The sequence below is a fragment of the Actinomyces sp. oral taxon 849 str. F0330 genome (assembly GCF_000239715.1).
GTDB classification, from domain to species: domain Bacteria; phylum Actinomycetota; class Actinomycetes; order Actinomycetales; family Actinomycetaceae; genus Actinomyces; species Actinomyces johnsonii.
Genome location: NZ_JH470351.1, coordinates 258652 through 273099, shown reverse-complemented (window position 1 = coordinate 273099; position 14448 = coordinate 258652). Strand labels below are relative to the sequence as shown.

The 14448-nt window shown below is 69.0% G+C and carries 11 protein-coding genes, 2 pseudogenes and 1 riboswitch; of the genes and pseudogenes, 7 read left to right on the top strand and 6 right to left on the bottom strand.

Features of this window, described 5'->3' with window-relative positions; genetic code table 11:
* Positions 1-31 precede the first annotated feature (31 nt).
* The 4 genes and pseudogenes from galK (at position 32) to HMPREF0975_RS07060 (ending at position 4794) form a co-directional block, all read left to right on the top strand.
* Positions 32-1322, top strand: a pseudogene (gene galK / locus HMPREF0975_RS07075) (galactokinase).
* A gap of 192 nt (positions 1323-1514) precedes the next feature.
* The gene (locus HMPREF0975_RS07070) at positions 1515-2582 is read left to right on the top strand and encodes an efflux RND transporter periplasmic adaptor subunit (protein ID WP_021610318.1); all 1068 of its coding nucleotides are present in this window, start codon (positions 1515-1517) and stop codon (positions 2580-2582) included.
* Positions 2579-3367: an ABC transporter ATP-binding protein gene (locus tag HMPREF0975_RS07065; RefSeq protein WP_009233454.1), complete on the top strand. Its 789-nt coding sequence runs from the start codon at positions 2579-2581 to the stop codon at positions 3365-3367. Before HMPREF0975_RS07070 ends, HMPREF0975_RS07065 begins: the two co-directional genes overlap by 4 nt.
* Positions 3364-4794 (top strand): ABC transporter permease, encoded by a 1431-nt coding sequence (locus HMPREF0975_RS07060; RefSeq protein WP_009233453.1) that lies wholly within the window; start codon positions 3364-3366, stop codon positions 4792-4794. The genes HMPREF0975_RS07065 and HMPREF0975_RS07060 overlap by 4 nt, the downstream gene beginning before the upstream one ends.
* A gap of 60 nt (positions 4795-4854) precedes the next feature.
* Here HMPREF0975_RS07060 and HMPREF0975_RS07055 read toward each other — a convergent pair whose 3' ends face one another.
* Positions 4855-5688 (bottom strand): exodeoxyribonuclease III, encoded by an 834-nt coding sequence (locus HMPREF0975_RS07055; protein WP_009233452.1) that lies wholly within the window; start codon positions 5686-5688, stop codon positions 4855-4857.
* A gap of 88 nt (positions 5689-5776) precedes the next feature.
* On the opposite strand from HMPREF0975_RS07055, the gene yccX reads away from it, so the two are divergent.
* Together yccX and HMPREF0975_RS07045 are read left to right on the top strand one after the other, a co-directional pair.
* Positions 5777-6073: an acylphosphatase gene (yccX, locus tag HMPREF0975_RS07050; protein WP_009233451.1), complete on the top strand. Its 297-nt coding sequence runs from the start codon at positions 5777-5779 to the stop codon at positions 6071-6073.
* Positions 6074-6084: 11 nt separating this feature from the next.
* Positions 6085-6309: a hypothetical protein gene (locus tag HMPREF0975_RS07045; RefSeq protein WP_009233450.1), complete on the top strand. Its 225-nt coding sequence runs from the start codon at positions 6085-6087 to the stop codon at positions 6307-6309.
* Between the two features lie 103 nt (positions 6310-6412).
* Here HMPREF0975_RS07045 and HMPREF0975_RS07040 read toward each other — a convergent pair whose 3' ends face one another.
* Positions 6413-7606: a choice-of-anchor L domain-containing protein gene (locus HMPREF0975_RS07040; RefSeq protein ID WP_009233449.1), complete on the bottom strand. Its 1194-nt coding sequence runs from the start codon at positions 7604-7606 to the stop codon at positions 6413-6415.
* Between the two features lie 337 nt (positions 7607-7943).
* On the opposite strand from HMPREF0975_RS07040, the gene HMPREF0975_RS07035 reads away from it, so the two are divergent.
* A complete protein-coding gene (locus HMPREF0975_RS07035) occupies positions 7944-9845 on the top strand; it encodes a glycoside hydrolase family 68 protein (RefSeq protein WP_009233448.1) in 1902 nt (633 codons plus the stop codon).
* Between the two features lie 113 nt (positions 9846-9958).
* Here the strand turns inward: HMPREF0975_RS07035 and HMPREF0975_RS07030 are convergent, their stop codons facing one another.
* The 4 genes and pseudogenes from HMPREF0975_RS07030 to HMPREF0975_RS07015 form a co-directional block, all read right to left on the bottom strand.
* A complete protein-coding gene (locus tag HMPREF0975_RS07030) occupies positions 9959-11707 on the bottom strand; it encodes a glycoside hydrolase family 32 protein (RefSeq protein ID WP_009233447.1) in 1749 nt (582 codons plus the stop codon).
* Between the two features lie 42 nt (positions 11708-11749).
* Positions 11750-12646 (bottom strand): bifunctional methylenetetrahydrofolate dehydrogenase/methenyltetrahydrofolate cyclohydrolase, encoded by an 897-nt coding sequence (locus HMPREF0975_RS07025; RefSeq protein ID WP_009233446.1) that lies wholly within the window; start codon positions 12644-12646, stop codon positions 11750-11752.
* On the bottom strand, positions 12643-13953 hold the full coding sequence (gene glyA, locus HMPREF0975_RS07020) for a serine hydroxymethyltransferase (RefSeq protein WP_009233445.1): 1311 nt from the start codon (positions 13951-13953) through the stop codon (positions 12643-12645). The genes HMPREF0975_RS07025 and glyA overlap by 4 nt, the downstream gene beginning before the upstream one ends.
* Before the next feature lie 65 nt (positions 13954-14018).
* A riboswitch (ZMP/ZTP riboswitch) is annotated at positions 14019-14104 on the bottom strand.
* Positions 14105-14188: 84 nt separating this feature from the next.
* A pseudogene (locus HMPREF0975_RS07015) lies at positions 14189-14448 on the bottom strand (GTP-binding protein); the annotation flags it as partial.

Below are 14448 nucleotides of genomic sequence, written 5' to 3'. Positions count from 1 at the left end.
ATATCAGAACAACCAGCAACAGGAGACCACGATGACCAACGATGTTCCCGTCTTCGCCCCCGCCATGAGCCCTCAGGAGGGCGCCCGGGCGGCAACCGCCCTGTTCCGCGAGGTCTTCGAGGCCGAGCCCGACGGCGTGTGGTACGCCCCCGGACGCGTCAACATCATCGGCGAGCACACCGATTACAACGGCGGCCTGGCCCTGCCCATCGCCCTGCCCCACCGGGCGCACCTGGCGCTGCGGCGCCGCGACGACCGGATCGTGCGCCTGGTCTCCCCCCAGACCCGGGAGAAGGTCGATGTCATGGACCTCGACACGATCGGCCCCAAGGGGACCCCCGGCGAGGTGGCGCATTGGGCGGCCTACATCGCCGGCGTCGCCTGGGCACTGGAGCGCGACGGGTTCGACAACCTGCCCGGTTTCGACGCCGCTCTCGTCTCCTGCGTGCCCCTGGGCGGCGGGTTGTCCTCATCCGCGGCCCTGGAGTGCTCGGCGGCCGTCGCCATCGACGAGGTCGCCGGCCTGGGACTGGCGGGCACGCCCGAGGAGCCCGATGACGCCGGGCGCGCCCGACTGGTGAACAACTGCGTGCGCACGGAGAACGAGATGGCCGGGGCCCCCACCGGGGGCGATGGACCAGTCGGCCTCTCTGCGCTGCCGCGAGGGCCACGCCCTGGAGCTGGACTGCCGCGACGGGTCGGTGGCCCACGTCCCCTTCGACCTGGCCGCTGAGGGCCTGGCCCTGCTAGTGATCGATACCAAGGCCAAGCACTCCCTGGACGATGGCCAGTACGGCGCCAGGCGGGCCGCCTGCGAGCGAGCCGCCCAGATCCTGGGCGTCGAGCTCCTGGCGGACATCTCAGCCGAGGAGCTGCCTGACGCCCTGGAGCGCCTGGCCGCCAGCGCCACCGGCCAGGGCGCCGCGGACGCCGAGGAGCTGGTCAAGCGCACCCGGCACGTCGTCACCGAGATCGACCGCACCCGCAAGCTGGTGGAGCTCCTCCAGGACGGGCGCCCCCTGCGCGGTGAGAAGCTCGCCGCGGCGGGCGAGCTCATGGACGCCTCCCACGAGTCGCTGCGCGTGGACTACGAGTGCACCTGCCCCGAGCTGGATGTGGCCGTGGAGGCGGCCCGCGCCGCCGGAGCCCATGGGGCGCGCATGACCGGCGGCGGCTTCGGAGGCTCGGCGATCGCCCTGGTGGATGGCGACGCCGTTCACGACGTGGCCGCTGCCGTAGCAGAGTCCTACAAGCGCGAGGGTTTCAATCCGCCGGCGTTCCTGGACGCGGTTCCCGCCGCCCCTGCCGGCCGGCTCGTCTGATCCGAGCGGTACCGCCGGCTCGCTTGCGCACCTGACGGTACTCGGCTGACGGTACTCAGCCCTCTCCAACCTCGGTTGGAGAGGGTTTTCAGCGATCCTCCTGAGGGATGAGGTTGGGCAAAGCGCCCTTGACGTAGCCTCTGAACGTATTAAACCGGAACCCGGGCCCCGGGCTCCGATTCCATTGCCATTATGGAGGACGCCGTGAAGCGCTTCGTCTGGCCCGCGCTCAAAACCCTCATCGCGGTGATCGCCGCCGTCGCCCTGGTGAAGATCGCCTTTTTCCCCTCGCAGAACAACAGCGCAACCGCTGATATCTCCCCCGGCTACGCCGCCAACGTCAAGACCGTCGCCGTCACCACTGGCAACATCTCCAACACGGTCGAGGTCAAGGGCCGCGTTGTCCAGGACGCCACGGTCGAAGTCCAGGCCGACCTGGCCGGCGTGGTGGACTCCGTCGCCGTGGAGAAGGACGCTCAGGTCAATGCCGGGGAGCCGCTGCTCTACATCAAGCACTCCGAGCCCCAGAGCCCGGTGACCAGAACCGATGAGGAGGGCAACGTCACCCAGACGCCGGTCGCCGACAAGGTCACCTGGTCCACGATCTACGCGCCCGTCAGCGGCACCGTCACCCCCAAGGTCATCAGGCAGCAGGAGACCGGCGTCGGCGTTGTCGTCGCCACGATCGCGCCCTCGACCTACTCGGCTACCGGCACCGTCAGCGCCGCCCAGCAGTACCGACTCACCAACACCCCCACCGCCGCGACCCTGACGCTGGAGGGCGGCCCGGCCCCCTTCCAGTGCAACAACTTGAAGGTCGGAACCAAAACCACCACCTCGACGACCACCGGCGAGGACGGCTCGAAGACGACCACCTCGGGGGACGGCACCAGTGTGGAGATGCGCTGCTCGGTGCCCGGCGACCAGAAGGTCTTCGCCGGTATGGCGGCCACCATGAGCGTCGACGCCGGTAGTGCCTCCGACGCCCTCCTGGTGCCGGTCACCGCCGTAGAGGGCAAGGTCGGCTCGGGCTTCGTCTGGCTGGTCCCCGAGTCGGGCGACGCCTCTAAAGCGGTTAAGACCGCGGTGACCTTGGGGATTACGGACGGCACGAACATCCAGGTGACCGCCGGGCTCAAGGCGGACCAGAAGATCCTTCAGTTCGTGCCCAACAAGGACACGCGGCGCACCGGCACACCGGACACCTGCGAACAGGACAAGTCCGCCTGCTACGACTCCAACGGCAAGGAAATCCTGTGAGTGGGCTGCTGGAGCTGCAGGGCATCACCCGCACCTTCGCCGTTCCCGACTCCGCGCCGCTGGAGATCCTCACCGGCGTCAACCTGAGCGTCTCGCCCGGCGAGCACGTGGCCATCGTGGGGCGATCGGGAACCGGTAAGTCCACACTGCTCAACATCCTGGGGCTCATCGACAAGCCGACGTCGGGCTCCTACACGCTGTCCGGCACCGACACCTCCCGTCTCGGGGAGAGCCGCCGCGCCCATCTGCGGGGGAGAACCTTCGGTTTCGTCTTCCAGTCCTTCAACCTCATCCCGGGACTGAGCACCACCGAGAACGTGGCCGCTCCGCTCCTGTACGACGCGGGCAAGGCCTTCTGGACCCGCAGCACGCGGGCCGCGGAGCTGCTGGAGGCCGTGGGCCTGGGGGACAAGGTGGGTTCGCCCATCGTGCGCCTCTCGGGCGGTGAGCAGCAGCGGGTGGCCATCGCCCGGGCCCTGTCCCGCCGCCCCAGCGTCATCCTGGCCGATGAGCCCACCGGCGCTCTCGACGTCGACACCGGCAACTCGGTGATGACGCTCTTGGAGCGCCAGTGCGCCGAGAACGGCGCCGCCCTCATCATCATCACCCACGACCTGGCCGTGGCCGGCCGCGCCCACACCCAGTACCGGCTCGATCACGGCGTCCTCACCCCGATCTCCGTCACGCGCCAGCAGGTCGGCAGCCTGGAGGAGTTCGGCGAGGTCGTCGTCCCTCCGGCATCCCCCTACCCGACCGCCCCCACCAGCCTTGAAGGAACCTCATGAACGGCATTCTCACCGGATTCTTCGGCGCCATCGTTGAGGCCTGGGCCCAACTGCGCATCGGCAAGCTGAGGGTCCTGCTGTCCCTCGTCGGCGTTGCGGCGGCGGTGGCCGCCATGACTTTCGTCATCGCCCTGGGGCAGGTAACCGTCAGCGCCATCAACCAGGTGGGTGAGAAGTACTCCGGCCGGCAGGGCACGGTGACGATCAGCGTCACCCCCACCGGCAAGGGCCTGAGTCAGGCCATCCAGGCCGACGATGCCCCCGAGGCGAGCGCGAATGCGAGCGCCGGCAGCGGTGCGGGCGGAGCCGGCGGTAACAGTGGGGGCTCCTCGGGTTCGGGCTCCTCCGGGGGCTCGGCGGGCGGATCGGGCGGATCGGGCGCGGACACCACGTCCAGCGCCGCCACCTCCGCAAGGATCTCAGGGGCCATGAACAGCTTCGTCGAGCGCTACGACATCACCTCCTGGGCGACGACCTACACCTCCAATGTTCGCTTCTCCTTCCCCGACGGCGCCCGGAACGTCTCCACCCAGACAGTGAGCCTGAGCTACGGGCTTCTGCACCACAAGACCGTGGCCCAGGGGCGCTGGTTCAGCGCCCAGGACGAGGACGACCTCTCCCCGAGCCTGGTCGTCACCCACGGGTTCCTCGAGCAGATGGGCATCAAGGAGTTCACCGGGCCGATCACCATCACCTCCTTCTCCCCTGTGCAGACCTCCTTCACGATCGTCGGCGTGCTGGAGCCGGAGAACCTCGAACTCATCGGCTGCTCCGGGGACCCTGAGCGGGACAAGGACCTGCCGTGCACGCAGCCCGTCAACGCCTTCGCCCTCAACACCTCTTACGAGAACTGGCTGCCCAAGGACGCCGATCGCCCCTCCCCCACCCTGGAGGTCTGGGCCGGCAAGGGCGGCGCCAAGGAGATGGCGAGCCTGGCCAAGAAGGACCTGGACGCCCGCTTCGGCCAGGGTTCGACCCAGACCTCGGACAACCTCCAGGGCAGCAACGTGAACTCCAGCGCGGACACCTTCACCAAAGTGGTCACGGCCGCCGGTGTGTTCGTCATGCTCCTGGGCGCCCTGAGCCTGGTCAACATCTCCCTGGTCACCGTGCGCCAACGCATCCACGAGATCGGGGTGCGACGATCATTCGGAGCGACGAGCCGGCGCATCTTCTTCTCCATCATGCTGGAGTCTGTGGTGGCCACAGTGGTTGCAGGCATCGTCGGCATCGGGATCGCGATCGTGGGAATGCGCGTCATTCCGCTGGGCGCCGTCCTGGGCATCCCAGTGACCACGACCCCGCCCTTCCCCATGCTGGCGGCCGTCATCGGCCTCATCGCAGCCACCGTCGTCGGCGCGCTGGCCGGCATCGTCCCGGCGATCGTGGCTACCCGCATCCGGCCGATCGACGCGATCCGCTACTGACGATCCGTCGGGGGTCGGGAGCCAGGCTCCCGGCCCCCGACCATTTGCGCTCAGCGGTACTCAGAGATATTCGATGACGAGAGGGGCGTGGTCGGACCAGCGCGAGGCGTAGTCGGGCGCCCGGTCCACGGCTACGCCGCGGGCCCGCTCGGCCAGCGCCGGGGTGAGGACCTGGTAGTCGATCCTCCAGCCGGTGTTGTTGTCGAAGGCCTTGCCGCGCTGGGACCACCACGTGTAGGGCCCCTGCTCCTCGTCCCCCACGAGGTGACGCGAGGCGTCCACCCAGCCGGAGGAGAACCAGCCCTCCAGGTGGGCGATCTCCTCGTCCATGACGCCGGCGATCTTGTTGTGGTTGGGCTTCCAGTTCTTGATGTCGCGCTCGGAGCGCACCACGTTGAGGTCCCCGGCCATGAGGACCTGGGGGCCGCCGTCGCGGGCGGCGGCCAGCAGGGAGGCCATGCGGGCGTCGACGAGCTTAAGGTGGGCGTACTTCTGGTCCATCTTCTCGGTGCCAAGCTGGCCGGAGTGGAGGTAAGCGGAAATGACGGTGAGCCGATCGACGCCCTCGAGCCCGGTGAGCTTCAGGTCGGCCTCGAGCCAGCGGCCGGAGTCGACGTCGGGCTCCTCGGTTCCGGGGGCGGCCACGCCGTAACGCAGCTCCCCGAGGGCGGCCGGTCCGCCGTCGCGCACGGCGACGCCCACACCGGCGCGCCCCTTGATGCGGCACGGCCAGATAGCGGCCTCGTAGCCGGGCAGGAGGTCGGCCGCGATCTGCTCATCGGCGCGGACCTCCTGAAGCAGGAGGATGTCGGGTGCGGAGGCGGTGAGCCAGTCCCCCATGCCTTTGCGGGCGGCGGCACGGATGCCGTTGACATTGACGGTGGCGATGCGCATGGCGGCAAGACTACGCGGTCGGGCCCGAACCGGTCCCGCAGCCGACCTGCCGGTTCCCGCTCGGCGCTGAGCCTGAGACCATAGAGCCATGAGCGACGCCTCCGCGAGCGTGAGAACCGTCCACGTCCTGGTCCACGGTACCGTCCAGGGGGTGGGCTTCCGCTACCACTGCGCCTACACCGCCCAGAAACTGGGTGTGGTGGGCCAGGTCCGCAACCTGCCCGACGGCGACGTCGAGGTCATGGCCCAGGGCGAGGCCGATGCCGTGGCCCGGCTGATCTCGTGGCTGAAACGCGGCCCGCGGTGGGCCTCGGTGCGCACCGTCACCGTCACCGACCTGCGCGCCGGATGCCTGGAGAGCCGCAGGTTCGAGATCACAGGATGACAGGAGCAGCCATGAACGCCGATAACGATTCCAAGTCGCACAGCGGGCGACGAGTCGCCTTCTGGATGATGTCCGTCATCCTCTCCGCCATCCTCCCCGTCCTGGCTCAGATACCCCTCCTGTCCCGCTTCGCCACCGTCCTGTGGCTGGCCTCGATGCCGTTGTGCGTCCTGGGCTGTGCCATGGCGGCCAAGGAGATCGCGGCGCACCGAGCCTCCGGCCAGGACCGGGACTGAGTTACTGACAGCCACCAACGGCCACCAACACTGGTGGGGCGGGTGAAGAGAGCTTCACCCGCCCCACCAGGCCTTTGGAGGAACTTGGACGTTATCCGAGGCGTCAGTCGGCTTCGGAACCGGCCAGTCGACGACGGCGCAGCATGAGCGCAACACCTCCGCCGGCCAGGAGCAGCAGGGCGACGACCCCCAGGAGGAGCGCCTGGGTCCCGGTCAGGGGAAGACCGGCAACGGTGTTCCTGGCTCCCGCGGTGGGCGAGGCGGCGCCGTAGTCGGTGACGCCCGGCTTGCCCTGACCGGGAGGAGTGGTCGAGCCGTTGCTGCTCGGCCCGTTCGTTCCGTTGTTGGCGCCGGGGATGTCGCAGGTGCCGGTCTTCGCGGTGCAGGGGTCGGTGATCTGCTTGTCGGTGAAGCCCAGGCCCTGGGTGCGCAGGAGGACGGTGGAGTCGAGCTGGCCGTCCTCGGCGTCGGCGACGGCCACGCGCACGTGCACCGTCTGCCCCGGGGTGACGGCGACCTGGCAGGGGAGGGCCGAGGTGTAGCCGTTGAACTCCACCGGGATCTGGCCCGGCTTGTGGCCCGAGAAGTTGGCGGTGTAGTAGGCCGCATTCGAGGACTCGTTGATAGTGGCCACGCTCACGGGCGTCTGGGTGCCGGGCACGTAGGCGCACTCGGTGCCGTTGATCTGGATGCTCAGCGGGTCCTGGTAGCCGCGGGACTGCCAGGAGGCAGGGGTGCCCTCGGTGGCACCGGCGTGTTCCTCGGAGCCGAGGCTGTAGTAGAGGACGGCATTGGTGCTGGTAGCGGTGACGTCGAACTCCAGGACGGCCTCGTCGTAGACGATAGTGGAGCCGGCCAGTTGCGCCAGACCCGCCGGGTCCTCGATCGCGCCGAAGTCACCGGTGGTATCGAGGGCGTCGTTGGGGCCCAGGACCGCGGAGCGGGTGAAGTCGGTGTCGGAGTCGGCGGTGGGGTCGGGGTCAATGAGGGACCCGGTGGACAGGGCGACGCCCTCGGTGATGGCGTTGCCGTCGCCCGGCAGTCCCTTGACGGTGCCGATTTGGACGTCCTTGCCGGAGACGGACGCGTTGGTCACGGTCGCGTTCGGACCGGCGACCATCTGGGCGAGGGACTGAGGGCTCACCGTGGAGGTGTCGCGCAGGGAGGTAGTGGACTGCCCCGCCGTGTTGGACATCGGAGCGGCCACCGCCGGGCCGGCCGCGCACAGGGCGAACGCAGCCAGGAAAGCGGTTGTTGGTGCGGTTAACCGTCGCAGACGGATGGGAAAAATACTCACAGGATCTCCGTTAGATACGGGGCCGCCCGACCTCGGGCGACCACCTGAACCGACAGGCATGGGAGACCGGACAGCTCACGGAGAACGTTCTCAAGACTAACCGGCCAGTAAACATCAAGTCATGTGAGGTATGTCATCAAAACTACCGAAAGTCTCAACAATCCCTGGAAGAACAGGACATGCGTCTTTGGTAGGAGGCGCGAACAATTTGCTACACGGCCCAAAGGCCCGCCCCCAACGTCCAGGTTCCCCTAAGGTATGCATCGGGAGATCGAACGACATCAGCTCACGGCGCACTGACATCCTCATTCCCTCATGAGTAAGGACAGTACGGACAATGACCGTGACACACACTTCGTTCCGCGCCCGTCGCAGACGACTGGCGGCGGCACTGGCGCTCGGGCTCCTGGCGGCCGGAACCGGAACCACGGCGATCGCCGATGAGGCCCCCTCCCCCGAACCCAGCGCTTCCGCTACCGCCGAGGCCTCCCCCGAGGCGGGCGCCGACCAGAAGGCGGGGCAGGCCCCGGCCGATCAGGGTCAGGCGGATCAAGCCGGCCAGGCCGACCAGAAGGCGGGGCAGGCCGACCAGCAGGCCGCTGGTGGTGCCGCCGCCCAGGACGCGAACGGCTTCAAGGCCGACAACCCCGGCTGGGCCAACGCTACCAAGCACACCGGTGCGGCCCACGGGGTCGAGGAGAACTACACGGCCAAGTGGACCCGCGCCGACGCTATGCAGATCCAACGGGTCTCCGACCCCAACGCGCCGTCGGGCACGAACTCGATGCCCGAGCAGTACACGATGCCGGAGATCTCTAACGGCTTCCCGGCCACGAGCGACGACGTGTGGGTGTGGGACACCTGGACCCTCACTGACGAGGCCGCCCACCAGATCTCCTACAACGGCTGGGAGATCGCCTTCTCCCTGGTGGCCGACCGGCATGCCGGCTACACCTTCGACGACCGCCACACCCACGCGCGTCTGGGCTTCTTCTACCGCAAGGCCGGCACGCAGACCTCCTCGGCCGACGGCGCGAACAGCTCCAACGGCGGCTGGATCTACGGCGGGCACGTCTTCCCCGACGGCGCCTCCGGCTCTATCTTCGAAGATCAGAGCTTCTCCGCCCAGACCGAGTGGTCCGGTTCGGCCCGCCTCATGGAGGGCAACAAGATCCGCATGTTCTACACCTCGGTGGCGTTCTACAACAGCACCACCGGCGGCAGCGGGAATAACGACGGCGGCCAGGACAACAACGGCTCCTCCAAGCCCTACGACCCGCGGATCGTGCAGTCCGAAGGACGCATCTACGCCGATGAGAACGGCGTGTGGCTCACCGGTTTCCGCACCCAGCACCAGCTGCTCGTCCCGGACGGCAAGTACTACCAGACCCGCGAGCAGAACCCGGGCGTGAACTTCCGCGACCCCTTCACCTTCCGCGACCAGAACAACCCCTCCGACCCCACCGAGTACATGGTCTTCGAGGGCAACTCGGCCTTCGTACGCGAGCAGCAGTACGTCGACGCCGCGGCCAAGGCCGGCCAGAACACCGCCCTGGCCACGTGCACCGAGGAGGATCTCGGCTATGAGAAGGGAGATCCCAAGGCGGAGACGGTCGAGTCGGTCAACCAGCGCGGCGGCCGCTACCAGCTGGCCAACGTGGGACTGGCCCGCGCCAAGAACAAGGCGATGACCCAGTGGGAGTACCTGCCGCCACTGCTGAGCGGCAACTGCGTCAACGACCAGACCGAACGGCCCCAGATCTACTTCCAGGACGGCAAGTACTACCTGTTCACGATCTCGCACCGGGAGACCTACGCCGATGGCCTCCAGGGCCCCGAGGGCGTCTACGGGTTCGTGGGCGACGGGCTGCGAAGCGACTACAAGCCGCTCAACCAGAACACCGGTATCGCGCTGGGCAACCCGATCAACCTCAACTTCAACCCGGGTAAGCCCTACACGCCGGACTTCAACCAGAGCCCTTACACCTTCCAGTCCTACTCGCACTACGTGATGCCCGGCGGCCTGGTGGAGTCCTTCATCGACTCCATCGGCGGCAATAAGGATGGCAACCCGGTGCGTGGAGGCTCGCTGGCACCGACGGTGAAGATCAATATCTCCGGGGACACCACCGCGGTGGACCGCACCTACGGCACCAACGGGTTGGGAGGCTTCGCGGACATTCCCGCGGACCGGGCCCGCACCAACGGCGGCGACTCCCGGCCGCAGCGCCTGAAGTAGGCGAGGCGGGCAGGGCACCGCTGCCCAACATCGCCCAAAGATGATGGCGGGGCCGTCGGAGCAGATGTTCCGGCGGCCCCGTCTTATCGTCGTCCGGTCTTGCCGCGGTGCTCCTACAGGACGGCCGACAGCGGGGTGAGGCTGCCCGAGGTGATGGTGGCCGTACCCGTGGCGCCCAGGACGATCTCCTGACAGCTGGGGTCGGTGAAGACCAGAAGGCTGCCGACCGTGGCGCCGTCGTCGACGAAGACCTCGAGACTAGAGCGGTCGAGGTAAAGGTGCAGGCGCACCGTGGAGCCGGTGGGGTGGTAGGCCACCTCACGGCGCAAGGCGAAGTCGGTCCTGATGCCCTCGTCCTTGCCGTCAACCTGCGTCAGCCCCCCGTCGGTGCGGTCCAGGTAGAGGGTTCCGGCCGAGACGTTGACGCCGACGCGCACCTCCTGAACCTTGCCGTCGATCTCTCCTCGGGCCAGGCCCAGCCAGGCCTCAGATGCCTTGGAGATGTCCAGGGTCAGGTCGATCTCGACCGTGCGGCCCTTGCCCAGTTCCGTCATCGCGCCACCGGCGGTGTCGATGGCCGTGAGGCCGCTGAGGTCGGTGGCCTTGCCGCGCAGCGCGTCGAGCTCAGGGACGGGCTTCTGGACGAGGGTGCGCTTACCGTTCAGGGTCGTTAGGGACAACTCGCGCGGGATGCTCATCTCGCCGCGCCAGTCGCCAGTGGGAAGCGAGTAGGGGTAGTTCCAGTTGCCCAACCAAGCCATCCACACGCGGCGGCCCTCGATGTGCTCGAAGCTCTGGGCGGCGTAGAAGTCCTGGCCGGCGTCGGTGAAACGGGTCTCGCGGTCCTCGGGGAAGAAGACGGAGCCGTCGAAGTCCCCGATGAAGTACTGGGCGGTGGAACCGGCCGTCTCCTCGTTGGCGCCCACCGAGAGGGTCATGACCCAGCGGGTGCGACCATCGCTGGTGTCGGTCAGGGGGAAGAGGTCGGGGCACTCCCACACAGCGGCGTGCGAGCCGATGTCCTGGCCGAAGTCGCTGGCGTGGGTCCAGGTCTTGAGGTCCGTGGAGCGGTATAAGGAGACGTGATCTCCGGCCGAGACGATCATGACCCATGCCTTGGAGTCCTCGTGCCAGAAGACCTTGGGGTCGCGGAAGTCCTTACGCCCATCGTTGGGGATGACGGGGTTGCCGGAGAAGCGCTGCCAGGTGCGGCCCCGATCGGTGGAGTAGGCCAGGGACTGGGCCTCGCCGCCCTCGGTAGAGGTGTAGACGGCCACCATGCCGCCGCCCTTGACCAGGCTGGAGGTGTCGGCGCCGTCGACGACGCAGCTGCCGGACATGGCCAGGCCCTGCGAGTCGTGCTCCAGGGCCGTGCCCAGGCGCTTCCAGTGCACCATGTCCATACTGACGGCGTGGCCCCACGTGCCGTCCTGCTGGTGGAAGAGGTGGTACTCGCCCTCGTGGAGGACTAGCCCGTTGGGGTCGGCGAGGTTCCCCTTGGCGGGGCTGTAGTGGTAGGCGGGGCGGTAGGCGGCCGAGGCCGGCGAGTCCTCAAAGTCTATGAAGGTGGGGATCGGGTCTTTGCAGCAGCGCGACTTTGAGAAGAGCGCCAGGAAGGTTACTCCTGCGATGAGGGCACCGTAGCCAGCCGCGCCAATGAGCAGGGTCCGACGCCGCAGGCCGGCCTTCTGCGGCTGCGGGTCCTGAGAGCCGGTCACGTCCGGCGCGTCCTGAGGTTCCGGCGGAACCGCATCCGGCTGAGTCGACTCGGATTCCCGGGAATTCGCGGAATCAGCCGACTCAGCCGGGTCGATGGAGTGGTGGGACTGGGAGGGATGGGCGCCGTGGGACTCGTCCGTCATGACCTCAAGGTTAATCGGCCGGTCAGGCGAGCGACGACGCTTCTAGAGCGAGCGCTCCGCGGTCTCGACCACGTTGGCCAGCAGCAGGGCGCGGGTCATGGGCCCCACGCCACCGGGGTTGGGCGAGAGCCAGGAGGCCACCTCATCGACACCGTCGGCGACGTCGCCGGCGATGCGGCCCTTGCCGGTGGCCGGGTCGACGACGCGCGAGACGCCCACGTCCAGGACGACGGCTCCGGGGGCCACCATTTCCGGGGTGATGATGCCGGGGCTGCCGGCCGCGGAGATGACGACGTCGGCCCGGCGCACGTGGTCGGCCAGGTCCGTAGTGCCGGTGTGGCAGATGTCGACGGTGGCGTTAACGTCCTTGCGCCCCAGGAGCAGGCCGATAGAGCGGCCCACCGTGACGCCGCGGCCGACGACGCACACGTTGCGGCCGGCCAGGTCGATGCCGTGGCGCTCCATGAGCTCGATGCAGCCGCGCGGCGTGCAGGGCAGGGGCGAGTCGATGGGCCCCGAGGCCCGCAGCACCAGGCGCCCCAGGTTGGTGGGGTGCAGGCCGTCGGCGTCCTTGTCCGGGTCCACGCGCTCCAGGATCGCGTTGGTGTCCACACCCGCCGGCAGCGGGAGCTGGACGATGTAGCCGGTGCAGGCGTCATCCGCATTGAGGCGGTCGACGGCGGCCTCCACCTCGGCCTGCGTGGCGGTGGCCGGCAGGTCCTCGCGGATGGAGAGGATACCGACCTCGGCGCAGTCGGCGTGCTTGCCGGCGACGTACTTGACGCTGCCGGGGTCCTCCCCCACCAGGACCGTGCCCAGGCCGGGGGTGACGCCGCGCTCGCGCAGCGCCGTCACGCGTTCCTTGAGCTCGGCCTTGAGGGCGGCGGCCGTGGCCTTGCCGTCCAGGACCCGGGCCGCTCCGTTCCAGGGAGCCCTCACTGGGCCAGCCCCGGGTAGAGGGGGAAGGCGTCGGTCAGGGCGCGCACGCGACCGCGCAGGGCGGCCAGGGTCTCGTCGTCGGCGGTGCCGGCGGCGCCGTGGATGAGGGTGGCGGCAATGATGTCGGCGACCTCGGTGAACTCGGCGTCACCGAAGCCGCGGGTGGCCAGGGCGGGGGTGCCGATGCGCAGACCGGAGGTCACGCGCGGGGGGCGCGGGTCGAAGGGGACGGCGTTGCGGTTGACCGTGATGCCGGCGGTGTGCAGGAGGTCCTCGGCCTGCTGGCCGTCCAGGGAGGAGTCGCGCAGGTCCACCAGCACCAGGTGCACGTCGGTGCCTCCGGTGACCAGGCTGACGCCGGCGGCGCGCACGTCGTCGGCCCCCAGGCGCTCGGCGATGATGGCGGCGCCGCGCACGGTGCGCTCCTGACGCTCGCGGAACTCCTCAGTACCGGCGATCTTCATGGCCACGGCCTTGGCGGCGATGACGTGCATGAGGGGGCCGCCCTGCTGGCCGGGGAAGACGGCCGAGTTGAGCTTCTTGCCCCACTGCTCGGCGCGGCTGGACAGGAGCATGCCGGAGCGGGGGCCGCCCAGGGTCTTGTGAACGGTGGTGGACACGACGTCGGCGTGCGGGACGGGGTTGGGGTGCAGGCCGGCGGCCACCAGCCCGGCGAAGTGGGCCATGTCCACCCACAGAGCGGCGCTGACCTCGTCGGCGATGGCGCGGAAGGCGGCGAAGTCGAGGTGGCGGGGGTAGGCCGACCATCCGGCGATGATGACCGTGGGGCGCTCGCGCAGGGCGGCTTCGCGCACCTGGTCCATCTCGATGCGCATAGTGGTCTCGTCGACGCCGTAAGCGGTGGCGTTGTAGTTCTTGCCGGAGAAGTTGATCTTCATGCCGTGGGTGAGGTGGCCGCCGTGGGCCAGAGACAGGCCCAGGAGAGTGTCGCCGGGGGTGGCCAGAGCATGGAGGACGGCGGCGTTGGCCTGGGCCCCGGAGTGGGGCTGGACGTTGGCCCACTCGGCGTCGAAGACGGCCTTGGCGCGCTCGATGGCCAGGGACTCGGCGACGTCAACGACCTCGCAGCCGCCGTAGTAGCGGCGCCCGGGGTAGCCCTCGGCGTACTTGTTGGTCAGGACCGAGCCCTGACACTCCAGGACGGCCCGGGGAACGAAGTTCTCCGAGGCGATCATCTCCAGGGTCTCGCGCTGACGGGCGAGCTCGCCGGTGAGGACCTCGGCGATGTCCGGGTCGAGCTCGGCCAGGGGCTGGTTCAGGGACGGGGTGACGGCTTGCGCGGTCATGTCTCTCCTCGGGTGTGGGGCGCACGCTGTGCCGTGGCAGGCGGCCATGCGCGCACTGGTAGGCGATCCGCGGCCCAGGCGGGCGACCCCGGAGTCGTGTTCGTGCCGCTCCCCGGTGGTGATCCACCCGGCGCCAGTCGCGACGGACATAGCCTAACGCGTCGGGTCCGCTGGGCACCTCGTGCGGCTGCGTACGTCTGCGCGTGTCCATGCGCGTCTGAGCACTCGGACGGCCTCACTCCTCCTGGCCGAACCAGTCGCCCAGGCCGTCGTCGGCGCCGATCCAGGCCAGGGCCTGGGCCATCTCCTCGGGTCGCAGGAGGATCCGGCCGAAGGCGCGGCGCACCTGCTCGCGCATGCGCTCATCGCCGATGCCGGTGACCACGAGGTGGCAGCGGGGCTCGCCGGAGGCGCGAGCAGCGGTGCCGTCGGCAGGGGCGACCGGCACATCGGCCCAGGTTCCGGCATCGCCGACGCTGAGGGCGCCTCCGGCGA

Bases quoted from the DNA above. Each gene is read 5' to 3' on its own strand.
- HMPREF0975_RS07070 (WP_021610318.1), top strand. From the start codon at position 1,515: ATGGAGGACGCCGTGAAGCGCTTCGTCTGGCCCGCGCTCAAAACCCTC.
- HMPREF0975_RS07060 (WP_009233453.1), top strand. From the start codon at position 3,364: ATGAACGGCATTCTCACCGGATTCTTCGGCGCCATCGTTGAGGCCTGG.
- HMPREF0975_RS07055 (WP_009233452.1), bottom strand. From the start codon at position 5,688: ATGCGCATCGCCACCGTCAATGTCAACGGCATCCGTGCCGCCGCCCGC.
- yccX (WP_009233451.1), top strand. From the start codon at position 5,777: ATGAGCGACGCCTCCGCGAGCGTGAGAACCGTCCACGTCCTGGTCCAC.
- HMPREF0975_RS07045 (WP_009233450.1), top strand. From the start codon at position 6,085: ATGAACGCCGATAACGATTCCAAGTCGCACAGCGGGCGACGAGTCGCC.
- HMPREF0975_RS07035 (WP_009233448.1), top strand. From the start codon at position 7,944: ATGACCGTGACACACACTTCGTTCCGCGCCCGTCGCAGACGACTGGCG.
- HMPREF0975_RS07030 (WP_009233447.1), bottom strand. From the start codon at position 11,707: ATGACGGACGAGTCCCACGGCGCCCATCCCTCCCAGTCCCACCACTCC.
- glyA (WP_009233445.1), bottom strand. From the start codon at position 13,953: ATGACCGCGCAAGCCGTCACCCCGTCCCTGAACCAGCCCCTGGCCGAG.